Below are 15,208 nucleotides of genomic sequence, written 5' to 3' on the forward strand. Positions count from 1 at the left end.
TCTTTGGCTCAACTCTTCGTGCTGGCAGTCTTGTCCAAGGCCGCGCGCAGTCCTTCGGCGAGCTTGACGGCGGCGTCGTTCGCCCAGAAGTGCATGAAGAAAAGTCGCGGCTGCTCATCCAGCATGTGGCTATGCAGCGCGGTCACCTCGATGCCGTGCGTGCGCAGCGCCAGAATGACAGGGTTGACCTCGTTGCCAGTCAGTACGAAGTCGCCCGTGATGGCCGCCTTCCCACCCCCGGTCGGCTGGAAGTTGATACCGATCGCAACGCCCATTGGAGCGACGGGGGTCAATGGCATGCCGTCTTGCGTGATCGGATCACGTCGCTTCACATTGAATTGGTAGACGCCTCCGTTGGCCTGTCCCTTGCTGCCGATAATCTGGTCGAGCTTCGCGGTGTCGAGGTCCACGGCCGGCGGCGGGCTCGCCGGCGCTGCGACGGTCAATGGAGTCTTGCTTTCGGCAAGTGCATCGTGGATCGCAGCGGCGAGCTTGACCGGGTCCCCGTGCCCGGCAACATGCATGTAGAACGTCGCCGGACTCGCGCGCAGCAGATGATTGTGGATGGCGGTGATCTCAAGGCCGTTCGCGATCATCTTCGCCATCACGGGATTGATCTCGGTTTCGAGCAGCACGAGGTCGCCCATGACCATGGCGCCGCCGTGCCCAGGCTTGAACGCGACCCAGCCGCCGAGCGCCAGCGCCGGCTTGATCGTCACCCCGTCCAACGTCACGGAGAGATCGCTGCGGGGAAAGCCGTAGCGGTGGACGTCGTCCGAGACGGCGGGCTTGCGGCCCAGCGTCTCGTCAACCTTCTGCCAGTCGATGTTCTGCGCTTGAGCCGTCGAGACCGAGCCAAGGAGGCAGGCGCCGAGACCGATGAACGCGAAGAGTGTGTTTCTCATTGATGTGCTCCTAAGTCTTGAAGCAGCTGCGGCTAAGCACGCCCCGAGATCGATCGCATCGGCCCATCAAGCGGGAGTCCCAATCCTGGACGTCGCGCGAGCGCCGCACGGCGCCGGGAATCAGGCGGGGGTCGGCTGAGACGTCCCCGTCAATGCACGCATCGATAAGCGCCGGCGCATTCGCCGTGCCGATCAGTCTAGATAATCTGCCGGAAGAAATGGGGATGTATGATGCTGACATGCTGCGCCCTTGGTGATTAAGGACGCGATACTTGGGCATGTCGCCTCACGGGGAGATCGCACATCCCCGTAGCGGCGAATTAAAACCCGGATGGCCGAACTGTCAACCTGCTTAAGTCGGGGAATGCAGAAGTCATCGGAGGCACGTCGCGAGGATAGCACCGACGGTTTGGAACCTTTTGCACGTCGAGCAAAAGACCGGCATACCGGCAGCATCTAAAGTTCGTAACACCCGCGCAGAGCAATCCGTCGCGGTTTTTTTCATGTCGGAGCAAAGCGAGCCATGATCGAAGGATCGTCATCGTCTCCTGCCGCTCGAAGCCGAGTGGACGTAAGTTTGCAACGCCCGAGATTCTAGACTAGCCTGTTCCTCAGCCCCACGCCCTGCCGTAAGCAGGTGTGAAGCTCCCCGCCACGACGGATTGCGGGCAAGTCCAGTTTTGCGCACCAGCGCATTTTTTCCGTCGTGACCATGCGAAACAATTCCGCCGCGTTCGGCTCGGGCGCAATCATCGGTACCTTGGGCGGCCTCATCGGCCTCGGGGGCGCCGAATTTCGTCTGCCGCTACTCATCAGCTTGTTCAGGTTTCGCGGTCTTGAAGCCGTGGTCCTCAACAAGGCGACGAACCTGATCGTGGTGGCCAGCGCGCTGCCATTTCGTGCCCGCGCCGTTCCCTTTGCCGAAATATATGCGCATTGGCCGGTCATCCTGAACCTGCTGGCTGGCAGCCTTGTTGGCGCCTATGCCGGAGCATCCTGGGCGACGCGCCTCAAGTCCGAAACGCTCTACAAGATCATAGCCATCTTGTTGCTGCTGATCGCAGGTGTGCTTCTGTTCGCACACAGCACTGCGGCAGCACCCGCCCCGGCGCTGACTGGCGTGTACCTGATTGTCGCGGGTGTAGCGGCAGGCTTCGTGATTGGCATCGTGGCGTCGTTACTCGGCGTTGCCGGTGGAGAGTTCCTGATCCCCACCCTGATCCTGCTGTTCGGCGCGGACGTGAAGCTGGCAGGCAGCCTCTCACTCGCGGTAAGCCTTCCGACGATGCTCGTGGGCTTCGCGCGCTATAGCCGCGATCAAAGCTTTTCAGTGCTCCGCGCCAACTGGCAGTTCATGCTTGCAATGGCGATCGGATCGATCGTCGGTACATTCATCGGCGGCTTGCTGCTCGGCGTTGTCCCGAATTCGATTCTTCTGCCGGGATTGGCTGTGATGCTGGTCATCTCAGCCGTGGAGATATGGCGGCACGAGTAGAGCTGGCTCAGGCGTGATGCGTTCGATCCATCCGCGCCCAGAGCAGCGCGAACGGACCGAGCGCAATTCCCGCCGCAAGAACGATGAACGCCAGCAGCCAGCCGGTCGCGCTCTGCGGACCGCCGGCCGCGTCGAGCGCGGCGCCGGTTCCCCAGGCTCCAACCGCCGACAGACCGAAGCCGACCGTCGAATGCAAGGCCAGGGTCGCGCCGCGATGTTCGGAAGTCGCCGCGGCAGACATGCCGGCGGTCAACGCACCTGAATCGGCGGGCACGGTCAGGCCATAGGCGAGCAGCAGCAGTGCGAGCACCCATGCCGGCGCCGTCGCGTTGAGCCCGATGATAAGTGCGACGCAGGCCGATGCGATCATGACAATCGTGATCGCCCGATGGCGGCCGAATTTCAGCGCGGCCTCGTTGCCGAGGATGCTTGCGGGCATCGAGATCACCGCGAAGCAGAAGCTCAGCACGACGGGGCTCAACCAAGACGGCGCACCCTGGTGCGCAACGACGAAGGTCCAGAACCCGACCAGCCAGGTGCGGATGCCGTAAAGCTCGAAGCAGTGCGCGCCGTAGCCGAGGATGTAACCGAGCGCCTCGCGGTTGGCGAAGACGGGTGCGAAGTTGAGCAGACGCCCCGCCTTTGGCGCGGGCCGCTGCTCCCGCATCAGAAGGCACGCGATGACCATGGCGACGGGGCCGAAGCCGGTGACGAGGAAAGCGATCCGCCATCCCCAGCGGTCCGCGATCAGTTGCGCGACCAGGAACGAGAGGCCGACGCCGACCGAGAAGCTCGACGTGTACAGCGTGACGGCGCGCGAGGTGTCGCCGGCGGGAAGCCGGTCTGTCAGCGCCTTCAGGCCCGGCATGTAGGCGCCGGCAAATCCAAGCCCTGCAAGGGACCAGATCGCGGTCGCCGACCAGAACCCTTGCGCGAAGATTCCGAACGCTGCGGTCGCGAGCCCGCTGACGATCGAGCCCCAGAGCAGGACAATCCGCGCGTCGATCCGGTCGGTCAACGTCGTCAGCACGGGCACCGCGAGCATGTAGCCGAATGCATAACCGCTTGCCATCAGCCCGCCTTCGGCGGCGGAGAGGCCCCACTCCGGCATCAAATGCTGCACCAGATTTGCGGACAACGTCACATGCGGCAGCAGGTTGCCGACCTGCCCTATGCACATCACCGCAATCAGGGACCGACCGCCGAACTTACGAATTTTGTTCTCCCACCTGGAGAGGCGTTGAGTTTGCCCGCTCCGTACGAAGCAACAGGAGCGCGAAGAAGGCCGAGACCGAGACGAGCGCACTGATCCACAGCGCACTGCTGCCGATGTGCTCGACCATCAGTCCCAGTGCGAGCGGCGCGGCGGCACCCGTTAGTCTAGAAGGCAGCGAGATCATACCGACCCGCCTGCCGAATCCGGCCGGCCCAAACAGCGCCAATGGGAGCGTACCACGGGCAATGGTGATGATGCCGTTGCCCGCTCCGTACAGCACCGTGAAGGTCGACGCGAGCAAGGGTCCGCCCACCACCAGCACAACGACGCCGATCGGATTCATCAGCATGGCCAGCCTCGCCGAGAGCAGCGGGTGAAACCGGGCGAGCCATCCTGCTTCCAGCAGACGCGCGCCGACTTGTGCAGGCCCCACCAACGCGCCCGCGAGCAAGGCCTGAGCCGGTGTCGCGCCGAACGCAACCAGCATGGTCGGCAAAATGGCCGAGATGCCCGAACTGACGAAGCTTGCTGCCGCGAACATGTAAGCCAGCAGCACCATCGCAAAGGTCTCGCTCTGGCGTCCGGATTGCTGGATTGCACCCGGCCCCGGTCGAGCCTGCTGGTCCAATGGGACGGCGCGCGGCAGCGAGAGATTGAGCGGCAACGCAACAGCGATATGGATCGCCGCCCATACCTGACAGGCGACGCGCCAGCCGTACTCCGACGCGAGCCAGGTCGTGAGGGGCCAGCCGAGCGTGCTGGCGAAACCGGCGATCAGCGTGATGCCGGTGATGGTTCGTCGTGCATTGGTACCGTAGATGCGCGCAAGCGTCGCAAAGGCCGCCTCATAGAGGCCCATGCCCATGCCGATCCCGAGCAACGCCCAGGCCGCAATCAGCACCGCCACGCCATGGGCCACGGACAGCAGGAGCAGGCCTGCCACAAACACGAGGTTCGAAATGGCAAGCAGGCTGCGCCCGCCAAACGTATCGATGGCATGCCCCACGCGCGGGCCGAGCAGACCAGAGATGACGAGCGCTCCCGACAGCGCGCCGAACACGTAAGTCGGCGCGAGACCGAGATCGCGCGCAATCGGCGCAGCCAGGATGGCCGGGAGATAATAGCTTGACGCCCATGCAACCGTTTGCGCGGTGCCGAGCGCGGCGACGACGCCGAGCGGGCCTCGGGCTGGGCCCGCAGGAACTTGCATCATGAACAACCGCACCCCGCAGCGCCCGACTTCTTCGCCGTTTCGTCGGCAACACAGCAGGCTGACGACTCCTCCTTCGCAGGGCCGCCGCAACATCCCGATGCGGTCCCGGCGGCCTCGACACCGCCACGTGTGCAGACGCCGGTCTCCGGCAGCACAAGCTCCACCCTCGCCGCCGCCTCCTTGTCGCCAGCGATGTCGGCCGCAATCGAGCGAACCTGCTCATAACCCGTCATCATCAGGAAGGTCGGAGCGCGGCCGTACGACTTCATGCCAGCCATGTAGAAACCCGCTTCATCATGCGCGAGCTCGCGCGCGCCGTGTGGACGCACCGTCCCGCAGCTATGCTCGTTGGGGTCGATCAGCGGTGCGAGAGCGACCGGTGCCTCGATGGCGGGATCGAGCCGCAAACGCAATTCAGACAGGAACGAGAAGTCAGGACGAAAACCTGTCGACACGATCAGTTCGTCCACGACCACGCTTCGCCCACCGCAACAGGACCCTGCCGCGATCTTGAGGCGACCTTCGGAGTCCGAGAGGTGCGTGACGCCGAATTCGGTTTCGACCTTGATCTTCCCGGAGGCAACAAGTGCGGCGAAGGCACTGCCAAGTTCGCCGCGCGCCGCGAGTTTATCGTTACGGCCGCCGCCAAAAGCCTTCGCGGGATCGGCGCCGCGCAACAGCCAGACAGGCTGCGTTCCCGGCACTTCGTCGGCGAGATGTACGAGATCGATCAGCGTGCCCACCGCTGAATGACCCGCGCCGAGCACAGCAACAGTCTTCCCGGCATATTTGGAACGGCTGGCACCCCGGACATCCGGCATGCCATAAGCAATGCGGTCGCCGCATTCGGACTCACCGATCGCCGGCAAGCCATTGCGGCCGGCCGGATTGGGGGAGAACCAAGTGCCTGAGGTATCGATCACGGCATCTGCACGCAGAACCTCGGGCCCCTTGCCGTTCTGATAGCGGATTTCAAAAGGCGCCTGCTCGCGCCCCCTGGTCTTTGCCTTGTCGAAGCCGACGCGGCTGATGGCCGAGACGCGGCTGGAGGTCCGGATCACATCGCGCAGTGACGTTCGCGTCGCGAGCGGCGTCAGGTATCGATCAAGCAGTTCGCCGCCGGTCGGATAGGATTGCGGGTCCGGCGAATTCCATCCCGTCGGTGCAAGCAGGCGCGCGGCGGCCTTGTCGACATTGTACTCCCACGGCGAGAACAGCTGGACCTGCTGCCACTGGCGGACGGCGTGTCCGGCTTCGGGTCCGGCCTCGAGCACAATGGGAGACATGCCGCGCTCGAGCACGTGCGCGGCCGCAGCCAGGCCGACCGGTCCTGCCCCGATAATGGCAACTGCCTTTCCGTCGCTCATGTCGCTACTCTCATCTTTCTAGAATTATCGAATAATTCGGCAAAAAAATCAGGCCGCCGTCTTGGCATCCTTGCATTCGGCTTCGTCCGCGCAGCACTCCGACACCAGGAAATCGACCAAGCCCCGCATCCCGTCGTAGTTCGCGTGGCAGACCAGGGTCGTGGATTCGCGGACCTGACTAATGAGCCCAACCGCAACCAGAGACTTGATGTGATGAGATAGCGTCGATGCCGGGATCTTCAGCTTGTCCTGCAAGCGACCGACGGGCATGCCCGGCTGTCCAGCCCGGACCAGCGCCCGATAGATCTGAAGCCGGGTCCGGTTACCCAGGGCTTCCAAGCGTGCTGCTGCGTCGTCGATCTTCATGACCACAAGATGCGCCGATCCCCCCTCGCCGTCAACCATATTTCTAGAATATTAGAAATATGGGAGCGACCGCGCGCCCGGCAGGGGCGGCTTCAGCAGCACTTTCCGTTCTGCTGGATCGGCGGACAAGGGACCGATCCGTACGAACAGAAGACGCAGCAATCGCCGCTCGTCGGCTTGAGCCGGGTCCCGCATCCCTTGCAATCGTAGAAGAACTGACAGGCGTCGGTCGGCATGGTTTCGGCTGACGCGTGATGACAGACCGGACACGTGATCACCGATTGGGTTTGCATTGCCGGCTTTCCTCGATCGCAAGACACAACGCATTCTAAACGCGCCCAGTTCGGAAATTCAATTGACGCTTTATCATCATTTCTATAAATCTGGATATATGGAATCTGAAGAAGCAGTCCTCGCGCTCGCCGCCCTGTCACAATCGACCCGTCTGGAGGCCTTTCGGACGCTGGTCCGACACGAGCCCGATGGCCTTGCGGCCGGCGACCTCGCACGTCTGCTGGAAGTCCCGCCGAATACGCTTTCGGCTCATCTCTCGATCCTGACGCGTGCCCGCCTCGTCACCTCCGAGCGACACAGCCGATCAATCGTCTATCGCGCCAACCTTGCGGAGTTCAGGGACGTTGCGGTTTTCCTGCTTCGGGATTGTTGCGGCGGCCGGCCGGAGGTTTGCGAACCGGTCGTCGAGAGCCTTCAAGCCTGCTGCTCGCCAAAGCGAAAGGAGCGAAGCCGTGCCTGACCAGATGTACAATGTTTTGTTCCTGTGCACCGGCAATTCGGCGCGCTCGATCCTCGCCGAGTCGATCCTTCGCAAGGACGGAGCCGGCCGCTTTCAGTCGTTCTCCGCCGGCAGCGCGCCGAAAGGCGCGGTGCACCCGCTGGCCTTGCGTACGCTGGAAAGCATGGACTACCCCGCCGACGGGATGCGCTCGAAGAGCTGGCTGGAGTTCGCCGCTCCCGATGCGCCGGTGATGGATTTCGTCTTCACCGTTTGTGACAATGCGGCCGGTGAATCCTGCCCCATCTGGCCGGGACAGCCGATGACCGCACATTGGGGTATCGAGGATCCCGCCGCAGCCGAAGGTACCGATCTGGAGAAACAGGCAGCGTTCGTCACCGCATTCCGCTACCTCAAGAATCGGATCGACACCTTTGTGAGCCTGCCGCTCAGGAGCATCGACAAGCTCTCCCTCGGCACCAAGCTGCGCGAGATCGGACGCTCCCGGGGCGCAACACATTCAACGCCGAAGGCCGGCTGATGGACAATTTCGATCTTCCACGGCGCCTCGCAGCCGAAGCGCTCGGCACCGGCATTCTCGTCGCCACCGTCGTCGGCTCCGGCATCATGGCCGAGACGCTGACCAAGGACGTAGCGCTGGCGCTTCTGTGCAATACCCTGCCGACCGGAGCCATTCTGGTTGTCCTGATCACCGTGCTCGGTCCGATCTCCGGCGCGCATTTCAATCCCGCTGTGACCCTCGTCTTCGCCGGCAAGCGCGAGCTTCCGGTCAACGAAGCCGTGCTCTACGTGGTCGCGCAGATCGCCGGCGGCATCGCGGGAACGATGGCCGCGCATCTGATGTTCGGACTTCCCCTGCTCGATTTCTCGACGAAGGTCCGGACCGGCGGACCCCAATGGTTCGCCGAAGCAGTCGCCGCCTTTGGGCTGGTCGCAACGATCCTAGCCGGCATCCGATTTCAGCGGACGGCGGTTCCCTGGCTGGTGGGCCTCTACATCACGGCAGCCTATTGGTTCACGGCCTCCACGTCGTTTGCAAATCCGGCGGTGGCCATCGCGCGCTCGCTGACAAACACGTTCTCGGGCATTCGTCCGACCGACCTGCCCGGATTCATCCTTGCGGAGCTCTGCGGAGCATTCGCCGGCATGCTGTTGATGAACTGGCTGCTCGGACAGTCGAAGTCGCGCGGCCCTGTCCCAATTGCGGAGACGACCCGATGAACGTTACGATCTACCACAACCCCGATTGCGGCACCTCGCGCAACACGCTGGCGATGATTCGGCAGAGCGGCGCGGAGCCCACGGTCATCGAATATCTCAAGACCCCGCCGTCGCGCGAGACGCTCAAGCAGCTGATTGCGGCGATGGGCATTCCGGTTCGCGCATTGCTGCGCGAGAAGGGCACGCCGTACAAGGAACTCGGCCTCGCCGACCCCAAATGGACCGACGACCAGTTGATCGATCAGATGCTCGCGCATCCCATTCTCATCAACCGCCCGATCGTCGTGACCTCGAAGGGCACGCGCTTGTGCCGTCCCTCCGAGGCCGTCGTCGATCTCCTCGACCATCCGGTCGGCAGGTTCACGAAGGAAGATGGCGAGGTGGTCGAAGCGCGCCAGGCAACTCACCGCCCCTAACGCTCCTCGGTCGGAATCCGCCGCGGTTTTTTTCACGCCGGAGCGGAGGTCGCCGTGAAGACGACCTCCGCTGCCCAGCCTATTCGGCGGCTTGCGACGCGCGCGCGGTCCATTCGTCGGCAGGAGCCGATCGCTCGCCCGATGGAAGCCCCCGCCCCTTTACCAAGCCGAAAATTGCGGGGATCACGACGAGCGTCAGCAGTGTCGATGACGTCATGCCGCCGATCATCGGCACCGCAATGCGCTGCATGATCTCCGATCCGGCCCCGGTGCTCCACATGATCGGCAGCAGACCGGCCATGATGGCAACCACCGTCATCATCTTGGGCCGCACGCGCTCGACCGCGCCCACCATGATGGCATCGTGGAGATCCCGGCGCGTCAGTGGTCTCCCCTCGGCGCTGCACCTGGCCTTCACCTCGGCCAGCGCATGGTCAAGGTAGATCAGCATGACGACACCCGTCTCGGCGGCGACGCCTGCGAGCGCGATGAAGCCGACCGCGACGGCAACGGACAGGTTGAAGCCGAGCCACCACATCATCCAGATGCCACCGACCAGCGCGAACGGCAGTGACAGCATCACGATCAGCGTCTCGGTCATCGCCCGGAAGTTCAGGTAGAGCAGCAGGAAGATGATCGTGAGCGTCACGGGCACCACGATCTTCAGCCGCGCGGCGGCGCGCTGCAGGTATTCGTACTGGCCGCTCCACACGACGTAGGTGCCGGCGGGAAACCGGATGCTCTCCGTCACGGCGCGTTGCGCGTCAGCGACGTAGCTTCCGATGTCGCGATCACGGATGTCGACGTAGATGTAGGTCGCGAGCTGGCCGTTCTCCGTCCGGATCGACGTCGGCCCGCGCGCGGGTTCTACCTTCGCCACCTCGCCGAGCGGCACGGCGCCGCCCGACGGCATCGGCACCAGGATGTCGCTGGCGATGGCCTTGGGGTTGTCGCGAAGGTCGCGCGGATAGCGCATGTTCACCGTGAACCGCTGCCGTCCCTCCACGGTGGTCGTGACCGTCTGACCGCCGAGCGCCGCCGCGATGGTGTCCTGGACGTCCTGGATCAGGATGCCGTAACGGGCGAGCGCCTCACGGTCGGGAACGATCTCGAGATAATAGCCGCCGATGCCGCGCTCGGCGTAGGCCGACGACGTGCCGGGCACGGTCTTGATGACGCGTTCGATCTGCTTCGCGAGCCGGTCGATCTCGGCGAGGTCCGTGCCCATGACCTTGACCCCGACCGGCGTGCGGATTCCGGTCGAGAGCATGTCGATGCGCGCCTTGATCGGCATGGTCCAGGCGTTGGAGACGCCCGGAAACTGCAACGCCTTGTCCATCTCGGCGATGAGACTGTCGACGGTTACGCCGGAGCGCCATTGCTCCTTCGGCTTCAGGTTGACGATCGTCTCAAACATCTCGGTCGGAGCGGGATCGGTCGCAGTAGCGGCTCGTCCCGCCTTGCCGTAGACCGAAGCGACCTCCGGAAACGACTTGATGATGCGGTCCTGCATCTGCATCAGTTCGGCCGCCTTGGTGACCGAGATGCCGGGCAGCGTCGTTGGCATGTAGAGCAGCGTTCCCTCGTTCAACGCCGGCATGAACTCGGTGCCGAGCTGGCGCGCCGGCCAGATCGTCACCGCAAGCACGACGAGCGAAGCCAGGATAACCAGCGTCTTGGCGCGCAGAACCCCCTTGATCACGGGACGGTAGGCCCAGATCAGGAAGCGGTTGATGACGTTCCTGCTCTCCGGGACGATCCTGCCGCGGACGAAGATCACCATCAGCGCCGGCACCAGGGTGACGGACAGCAAGGCCGCGGCGGCCATGGAGAAGGTTTTCGTGAACGCCAGCGGACTGAACAATCGGCCCTCCTGCGATTCCAGCGTGAAGATCGGCATGAACGACACGGTGATGATCAACAGGCTGAAGAAGAGCGCGGGGCCGACCTCGGATGCTGCGTCGATCAGAACCTGCACGCGCGACTGATCGGGCCTCGCCCGTTCGAGGTGCTTGTGTGCGTTCTCGATCATGACGATGGCGGCGTCCACCATGGCGCCGATCGCAATCGCGATGCCGCCGAGGCTCATGATGTTCGATCCCAGCCCGAGCAGCTTCATGGCGCCAAACGCCATCAACACGCCGACCGGCAACATCAGGATCGCGACGAGTGCGCTGCGGACATGCAGAAGGAACACGATGCAGACGAGCCCGACGACGATGCTCTCCTCGAACAGGGTATGCTTGAGGGTATCGATGGCCGCGTAGATCAGGTTCGACCGGTCGTAGACCGGCACGATCTCGACCGATTTCGGCAGGCTGCTCGCGATCTCCCTGAAGCGCTTCTTGACGTTTTCGATGACGTCGAGGGCGTTGACGCCGAACCGCTGCAGCACGATGCCGCTTGCGACCTCGCCCTCGCCGTTCAATTCGGCGATGCCGCGCCGCTCGTCGGGCCCGAGCTCGACGTTGGCGACGTCCCGCAGGAGCACCGGGGTGCCGTTGCTCGTCTTCAGCACGATGTTGCCGAGATCGTTGATGCTCTTGATGTAGCCCTTGCCGCGGATGACGTATTCGAACTCGGAGAGCTCGACGGTGCGGCCGCCGACGTCGGCGTTGCTGGCGCGGATCGCCTCACGTATTTTTTGCATGCTGATGCCGCGGTCGCGCATCCGCTGCGGGTCGAGGACCACGTTGTACTGCTTGACGAAGCCGCCGACGCTGGCGACCTCGGCGACGCCTTCGGCCTTGGCCAGCGCGAACTTCAGATTCCAGTCCTGGATCGTGCGCGTGTCCGCAAGGTTCAATTCCTTCGATATGACGGCGTATTGGTAGACCCAGCCGACACCGGTGGCGTCAGGCCCGATGGTCGGGGTCACGCCGGCGGGAAGCCTGGACGCCGCGCCGTTCAGGAATTCCATGACGCGCGACCGCGCCCAATAGATGTCGGTGCCGTCCTCGAAGATCACATAGACGAAGGAGACGCCAAAGAACGAGAAGCCGCGTACGACCTTCGATTTCGGCACGGTGAGCATCGCCGTCGTCAGCGGATAGGTGACCTGATCCTCGATCACCTGCGGCGCCTGGCCGGGATACTCGGTGTAGACGATGACCTGCGTATCCGAGAGGTCCGGGATCGCATCCAGCGGAAGGTGAACCAGGGCATAGAGGCCGGCGGCAGCCGCGAAGCCGGTCCCGAACAGCACGAGCAGCAGATTGCGCGCCGACCAGGCGATGATGCGGGCGATCATTTGTGATCTCCCGTTGCATCGCCAGGGCCGGCGTCGGTGGCCTGGGATGCCGCCTCGCCAAACCCCTTCAGCGCCGCCTTCAGGTTGCTTTCCGCATCGATAAGGAAGTTGGCGGAGGTCACCACCGCCTCGCCGTCCGCGAGACCCTGGCGCACCTCGACATAGCCGCCGCCGCGACGGCCGAGCTTGACTTCCCGCGGCTCGAAACGCCCTTCCCCCTTGTCGACGAGCACGGCCTGCCGGCTGCCGGTGTCGAGCACCGCGCTGTCCTGTATCGCCAGGACGGGCGCGGCATCGGCCGTGTCGATGTCGGCATCGACGTACATGTCGGGCAGCAGCACCGCGTCCGGATTGGCGAGCTCGATCCTGATGCGAACGGTGCGCGTGTCGCGGTTCACCTGCGGATAGACGACGGCGATTGTCCCGGTGAAGGTCCGGCCGGGGAAACTGCGCGCGCGCACCGCGACTGACTGCCCCACCGCGATGTTGCCGAGATCGCGCTCGGCCACGTCGACCAGCGCCCAGACCACCGAGGTGTCCGCGATCCGGAACAGAACGTCGCCGGGATTGGCCCGCATCCCTTCGATCGCATTGCGTTCGAGCACGACCCCGTCGCGCGGTGCAGACCAGCGTATGGCGACGGGCGCGGTGTGCGTCTTGTCCATCTCCGCAATGACGGACTCGGGAACGTCGAGATTGACCAGCCGCTGTCGCGAGCCGCGGCCGTACATCTCGACACCGCCGACCGTCTTGGAGGTGATCGTCGCGAGATATTCCGCCGCCGCGGACGCCACCGCCGAACTGTAGATTTCCATCAGCGGCTGGCCGGCCTTCACGCGCGTGCCAGTGGTCACGTCGGCGACCTTCTGCACGAAGCTTTCGGCGCGCATCGCGATCACCGACACGCGGCGTTCATCGAGCTGGATCGTGCCGGGCGCCTTCACCGAGACCCGGATCGAGCGCCGCGCGACGGGCTCGGACTTCACGCCCGCGCGCTGGATCTTGCCGGGCGACAGCTTCACTGTGCCGTCGTCGGTATCGTCGCCTTCGTAAACGGCGACATAGTCCATCCCCATCGGATCCTTCTTTGGGACGGTCGATGTATCGGGCAGCCCCATGGGATTGCGGTAGTAGAGGATCTTTCGCGGCGACGCCGCCTGCGCCTTCGGGGGCGCCGGCGCGACGGCCGCTCCGTCGTCGTCGTAGACCGGCAGATAGTCCCGCCCGCGGTCGTCCTTCTTCGGACCAGCAGACCAGAGCGGCGCACCGCTTGGATCGCGGTAGTAGAGCGGCGTTCGCTCCGCGGCAGCCGCAGCCGATGATATGTCGGCCTCAGCGAGCCAGCCCGCACCGTTCGAATGCCAGTAGTAGCCGGCCAGGACCAGGCCGCCGCCCAGCGCAAGTGCCGTCAGGAGACGCAGCGTTTTCATATGGTGTTTCCGCGCGCCCGGGAGCGCGCGTCCGTGTGAAGGAAAAAGGGGAATGTCGGGCGCTGCCGGGCAGCGCCCGAACGCTCACTTGACCACCGTGACGATCACCTTGCCGGTGACGGTCTCCGGTTCGCCCTGCACCTTCACGGACAGCGTCATCTGGTAGTGTCCAGCCATCGGCAGGTCCGTCTTGAAGGCGTACACACCCGGCTCCCTGGACGGCAGCGGCGCGACCGCCGATTCCATCTCGGCCATCCCGTCCGGGGCCATGTCGAGGCGGCTTTTGAAGATGACTGCGTCCGGTATCGGCTTGCCGGTCTGCTTGTTCGTCAGGCGAACGGCGAGCGTGACGTCTTCGCCCTTCTTCATCTGCGGAGTGACGGGCTCGAAGGCGTAGTCGCCCGCGCCCGCCATCGCGGCGGAAGCGGCAAGCGAAAGGGTGGCGGCGAGAGCCGCGGTGCTGATTTTGGAAAGCATTGTCCTGTCCTCATGAATTGATCTTTCGCCGTGGCGCGTGAAGCGCGCACGTCAGTCGTCGTCGCGAGCAGGCACGCCGCTCGCGTCTCGGGCTTTGCGAGATCAGATTCGAGGAGGTCGGAAAGGAGGACTGCCGCCGCGGAAGGAAACGACCTGATCCGGGGGAATAGCCATCGTGCTGGCCATGACGGCGAGACGTTCGAACGCCATGGGCCTGACATCACCAAGCGCGATGATCCCGCCAACGCAGCAGAAGCCCATCCCGCACTTGTAGCCGCCGCTATGGGAGCCCGTTCCCTTCATGTCGGGACAACAATCGTCCATCGACATGTCGGCGTCGCCGCTCATGTGCATGGCCGTCTGCATGCCATCCGACGACATTGCGAGGTTCGCCGCGGACACGCCAACCGGCAGCATCGCCAGGGATATGGCGATGGCGACTGCCAGGATGGTACGGACGAACTGCATCAATATCGACTTACCTTGTCGGGCCGGAACTCGGCCTCAGTAGCATATTCGGACACCAAAGGCAGTCATTGATCGTGGTCAAGCGTCCGTTACCCAGGCTCGCACGGAGGCCGGGTTGGACGTTTCGACGCAGCCCTAGGACTATCGTGCAAAACAGCAACACAAGGCCACCATCGACCGACCGGCCCGTCGAACAGCCCGCGCGGATGTTGACGCGCTCATCCCCTGATGCCAGTTTCGTGATCGGTAGTGTCCGCAAGGACTCTTCAAGGGAATGCGGTGCGTCCACCTCAGTGGGCAATTCCGCGGCTGCCCCCGCAACTGTAGGCGGATAGCCGACGACCAAACGAACCACTGGAGCCCCGCTTGGGCCTCTGGGAAGGTGGTCGAAGGCGATGACCCGCGAGCCAGGAAACCTGCTACCAGCCATGGTCACGCGCGAACGCATTGGGCGGGGTGCCCTGATGTCGGACAAGTAGCCGGTGCATCCGCCGCCTGGGGCGAAGGTGGATGACTAAGGCAACCGCGGTGACGGTTTGTTTGCGTCGCCGCAGAGCGTTGTCGTGCAAAATCTTCATTTCCGTGCTGGCGCAAGGCCAGCGTTATCGCGTGCTTTCCTGATTACTCTGC

15 protein-coding genes and 1 riboswitch are annotated in these 15,208 nt (G+C 64.0%); of the genes, 5 read left to right on the forward strand and 10 right to left on the reverse strand.

What is annotated here, in order from left to right:
* Window positions 1-8: 8 nt before the first annotated feature.
* Window positions 9-905 carry a DUF1259 domain-containing protein gene (locus AC1DW2_RS08050; RefSeq protein WP_477005659.1) on the reverse strand — a complete coding sequence of 299 codons (897 nt, stop codon included), beginning with the start codon at window positions 903-905 and terminating at the stop codon, window positions 9-11.
* 712 nt (window positions 906-1,617) lie between these two features.
* On the opposite strand from AC1DW2_RS08050, the gene AC1DW2_RS08055 reads away from it, so the two are divergent.
* On the forward strand, window positions 1,618-2,400 hold the full coding sequence (locus AC1DW2_RS08055) for a sulfite exporter TauE/SafE family protein (RefSeq protein WP_477005751.1): 783 nt from the start codon (window positions 1,618-1,620) through the stop codon (window positions 2,398-2,400).
* Between the two features lie 7 nt (window positions 2,401-2,407).
* On the opposite strand, the gene AC1DW2_RS08060 is transcribed toward AC1DW2_RS08055, so the two are convergent.
* The 5 genes from AC1DW2_RS08060 to AC1DW2_RS08080 all read right to left on the reverse strand — a co-directional run bounded on the left by AC1DW2_RS08060 (window position 2,408) and on the right by AC1DW2_RS08080 (window position 6,855).
* Window positions 2,408-3,580 carry an MFS transporter gene (locus AC1DW2_RS08060; protein WP_477005660.1) on the reverse strand — a complete coding sequence of 391 codons (1,173 nt, stop codon included), beginning with the start codon at window positions 3,578-3,580 and terminating at the stop codon, window positions 2,408-2,410.
* A 28-nt stretch (window positions 3,581-3,608) separates the two neighbouring features.
* Entirely contained in the window at window positions 3,609-4,829 is a 1,221-nt protein-coding gene (locus tag AC1DW2_RS08065; RefSeq protein ID WP_477005752.1) for an MFS transporter, read from the reverse strand.
* Window positions 4,826-6,196: an NAD(P)-binding domain-containing protein gene (locus tag AC1DW2_RS08070; RefSeq protein WP_477005661.1), complete on the reverse strand. Its 1,371-nt coding sequence runs from the start codon at window positions 6,194-6,196 to the stop codon at window positions 4,826-4,828. The genes AC1DW2_RS08065 and AC1DW2_RS08070 overlap by 4 nt, the downstream gene beginning before the upstream one ends.
* Window positions 6,197-6,244: 48 nt before the next feature.
* Window positions 6,245-6,562, reverse strand: a complete 318-nt coding sequence (locus AC1DW2_RS08075; protein ID WP_477005662.1) for an ArsR/SmtB family transcription factor — start codon at window positions 6,560-6,562, stop codon at window positions 6,245-6,247.
* A 92-nt stretch (window positions 6,563-6,654) separates the two neighbouring features.
* Window positions 6,655-6,855, reverse strand: a complete 201-nt coding sequence (locus AC1DW2_RS08080; protein ID WP_080586512.1) for a GDCCVxC domain-containing (seleno)protein — start codon at window positions 6,853-6,855, stop codon at window positions 6,655-6,657.
* A gap of 98 nt (window positions 6,856-6,953) precedes the next feature.
* Here AC1DW2_RS08080 and AC1DW2_RS08085 point away from each other — a divergent pair, with 98 nt between their 5' ends.
* From AC1DW2_RS08085 to arsC, 4 genes are read left to right on the forward strand one after another with little or no spacing between them, the layout of a single operon-like run.
* Window positions 6,954-7,316: an ArsR/SmtB family transcription factor gene (locus AC1DW2_RS08085; protein WP_477005753.1), complete on the forward strand. Its 363-nt coding sequence runs from the start codon at window positions 6,954-6,956 to the stop codon at window positions 7,314-7,316.
* Window positions 7,309-7,836, forward strand: coding sequence for an arsenate reductase ArsC (locus AC1DW2_RS08090; RefSeq protein WP_477005663.1), 528 nt, complete (start codon window positions 7,309-7,311; stop codon window positions 7,834-7,836). The genes AC1DW2_RS08085 and AC1DW2_RS08090 overlap by 8 nt, the downstream gene beginning before the upstream one ends.
* Window positions 7,836-8,537 carry an aquaporin gene (locus tag AC1DW2_RS08095; RefSeq protein WP_259258428.1) on the forward strand — a complete coding sequence of 234 codons (702 nt, stop codon included), beginning with the start codon at window positions 7,836-7,838 and terminating at the stop codon, window positions 8,535-8,537. Before AC1DW2_RS08090 ends, AC1DW2_RS08095 begins: the two co-directional genes overlap by 1 nt.
* Complete coding sequence (gene arsC / locus AC1DW2_RS08100; RefSeq protein WP_477005664.1) at window positions 8,534-8,953, forward strand: arsenate reductase (glutaredoxin); 420 nt, start codon at window positions 8,534-8,536, stop codon at window positions 8,951-8,953. The genes AC1DW2_RS08095 and arsC overlap by 4 nt, the downstream gene beginning before the upstream one ends.
* Before the next feature lie 79 nt (window positions 8,954-9,032).
* Here arsC and AC1DW2_RS08105 read toward each other — a convergent pair whose 3' ends face one another.
* The 4 genes from AC1DW2_RS08105 to AC1DW2_RS08120 all read right to left on the reverse strand — a co-directional run bounded on the left by AC1DW2_RS08105 (window position 9,033) and on the right by AC1DW2_RS08120 (window position 14,578).
* A complete protein-coding gene (locus AC1DW2_RS08105; protein WP_477005665.1) occupies window positions 9,033-12,203 on the reverse strand; it encodes an efflux RND transporter permease subunit in 3,171 nt (1,056 codons plus the stop codon).
* Entirely contained in the window at window positions 12,200-13,633 is a 1,434-nt protein-coding gene (locus AC1DW2_RS08110) for an efflux RND transporter periplasmic adaptor subunit (protein ID WP_477005666.1), read from the reverse strand. Before AC1DW2_RS08110 ends, AC1DW2_RS08105 begins: the two co-directional genes overlap by 4 nt.
* Before the next feature lie 84 nt (window positions 13,634-13,717).
* Complete coding sequence (locus AC1DW2_RS08115; RefSeq protein ID WP_477005667.1) at window positions 13,718-14,110, reverse strand: FixH family protein; 393 nt, start codon at window positions 14,108-14,110, stop codon at window positions 13,718-13,720.
* A 102-nt stretch (window positions 14,111-14,212) separates the two neighbouring features.
* Window positions 14,213-14,578, reverse strand: a complete 366-nt coding sequence (locus AC1DW2_RS08120; RefSeq protein ID WP_477005754.1) for a hypothetical protein — start codon at window positions 14,576-14,578, stop codon at window positions 14,213-14,215.
* A gap of 230 nt (window positions 14,579-14,808) precedes the next feature.
* A riboswitch (cobalamin riboswitch) is annotated at window positions 14,809-15,016 on the forward strand.
* Window positions 15,017-15,208: the final 192 nt, after the last annotated feature.

It is taken from the genome of Bradyrhizobium sp. P3_C3 (assembly GCF_056402655.1).

Excerpts from the sequence above, each read along its gene's own strand:
- AC1DW2_RS08050 (WP_477005659.1), bottom strand. The coding sequence starts at position 905 with ATGAGAAACACACTCTTCGCGTTCATCGGTCTCGGCGCCTGCCTCCTT.
- AC1DW2_RS08055 (WP_477005751.1), top strand. The coding sequence starts at position 1,618 with ATGCGAAACAATTCCGCCGCGTTCGGCTCGGGCGCAATCATCGGTACC.
- AC1DW2_RS08060 (WP_477005660.1), bottom strand. The coding sequence starts at position 3,580 with ATGTGCATAGGGCAGGTCGGCAACCTGCTGCCGCATGTGACGTTGTCC.
- AC1DW2_RS08065 (WP_477005752.1), bottom strand. The coding sequence starts at position 4,829 with ATGATGCAAGTTCCTGCGGGCCCAGCCCGAGGCCCGCTCGGCGTCGTC.
- AC1DW2_RS08070 (WP_477005661.1), bottom strand. The coding sequence starts at position 6,196 with ATGAGCGACGGAAAGGCAGTTGCCATTATCGGGGCAGGACCGGTCGGC.
- AC1DW2_RS08075 (WP_477005662.1), bottom strand. The coding sequence starts at position 6,562 with ATGAAGATCGACGACGCAGCAGCACGCTTGGAAGCCCTGGGTAACCGG.
- AC1DW2_RS08080 (WP_080586512.1), bottom strand. The coding sequence starts at position 6,855 with ATGCAAACCCAATCGGTGATCACGTGTCCGGTCTGTCATCACGCGTCA.
- AC1DW2_RS08085 (WP_477005753.1), top strand. The coding sequence starts at position 6,954 with ATGGAATCTGAAGAAGCAGTCCTCGCGCTCGCCGCCCTGTCACAATCG.
- AC1DW2_RS08095 (WP_259258428.1), top strand. The coding sequence starts at position 7,836 with ATGGACAATTTCGATCTTCCACGGCGCCTCGCAGCCGAAGCGCTCGGC.
- arsC (WP_477005664.1), top strand. The coding sequence starts at position 8,534 with ATGAACGTTACGATCTACCACAACCCCGATTGCGGCACCTCGCGCAAC.
- AC1DW2_RS08105 (WP_477005665.1), bottom strand. The coding sequence starts at position 12,203 with ATGATCGCCCGCATCATCGCCTGGTCGGCGCGCAATCTGCTGCTCGTG.
- AC1DW2_RS08110 (WP_477005666.1), bottom strand. The coding sequence starts at position 13,633 with ATGAAAACGCTGCGTCTCCTGACGGCACTTGCGCTGGGCGGCGGCCTG.
- AC1DW2_RS08115 (WP_477005667.1), bottom strand. The coding sequence starts at position 14,110 with ATGCTTTCCAAAATCAGCACCGCGGCTCTCGCCGCCACCCTTTCGCTT.
- AC1DW2_RS08120 (WP_477005754.1), bottom strand. The coding sequence starts at position 14,578 with ATGCAGTTCGTCCGTACCATCCTGGCAGTCGCCATCGCCATATCCCTG.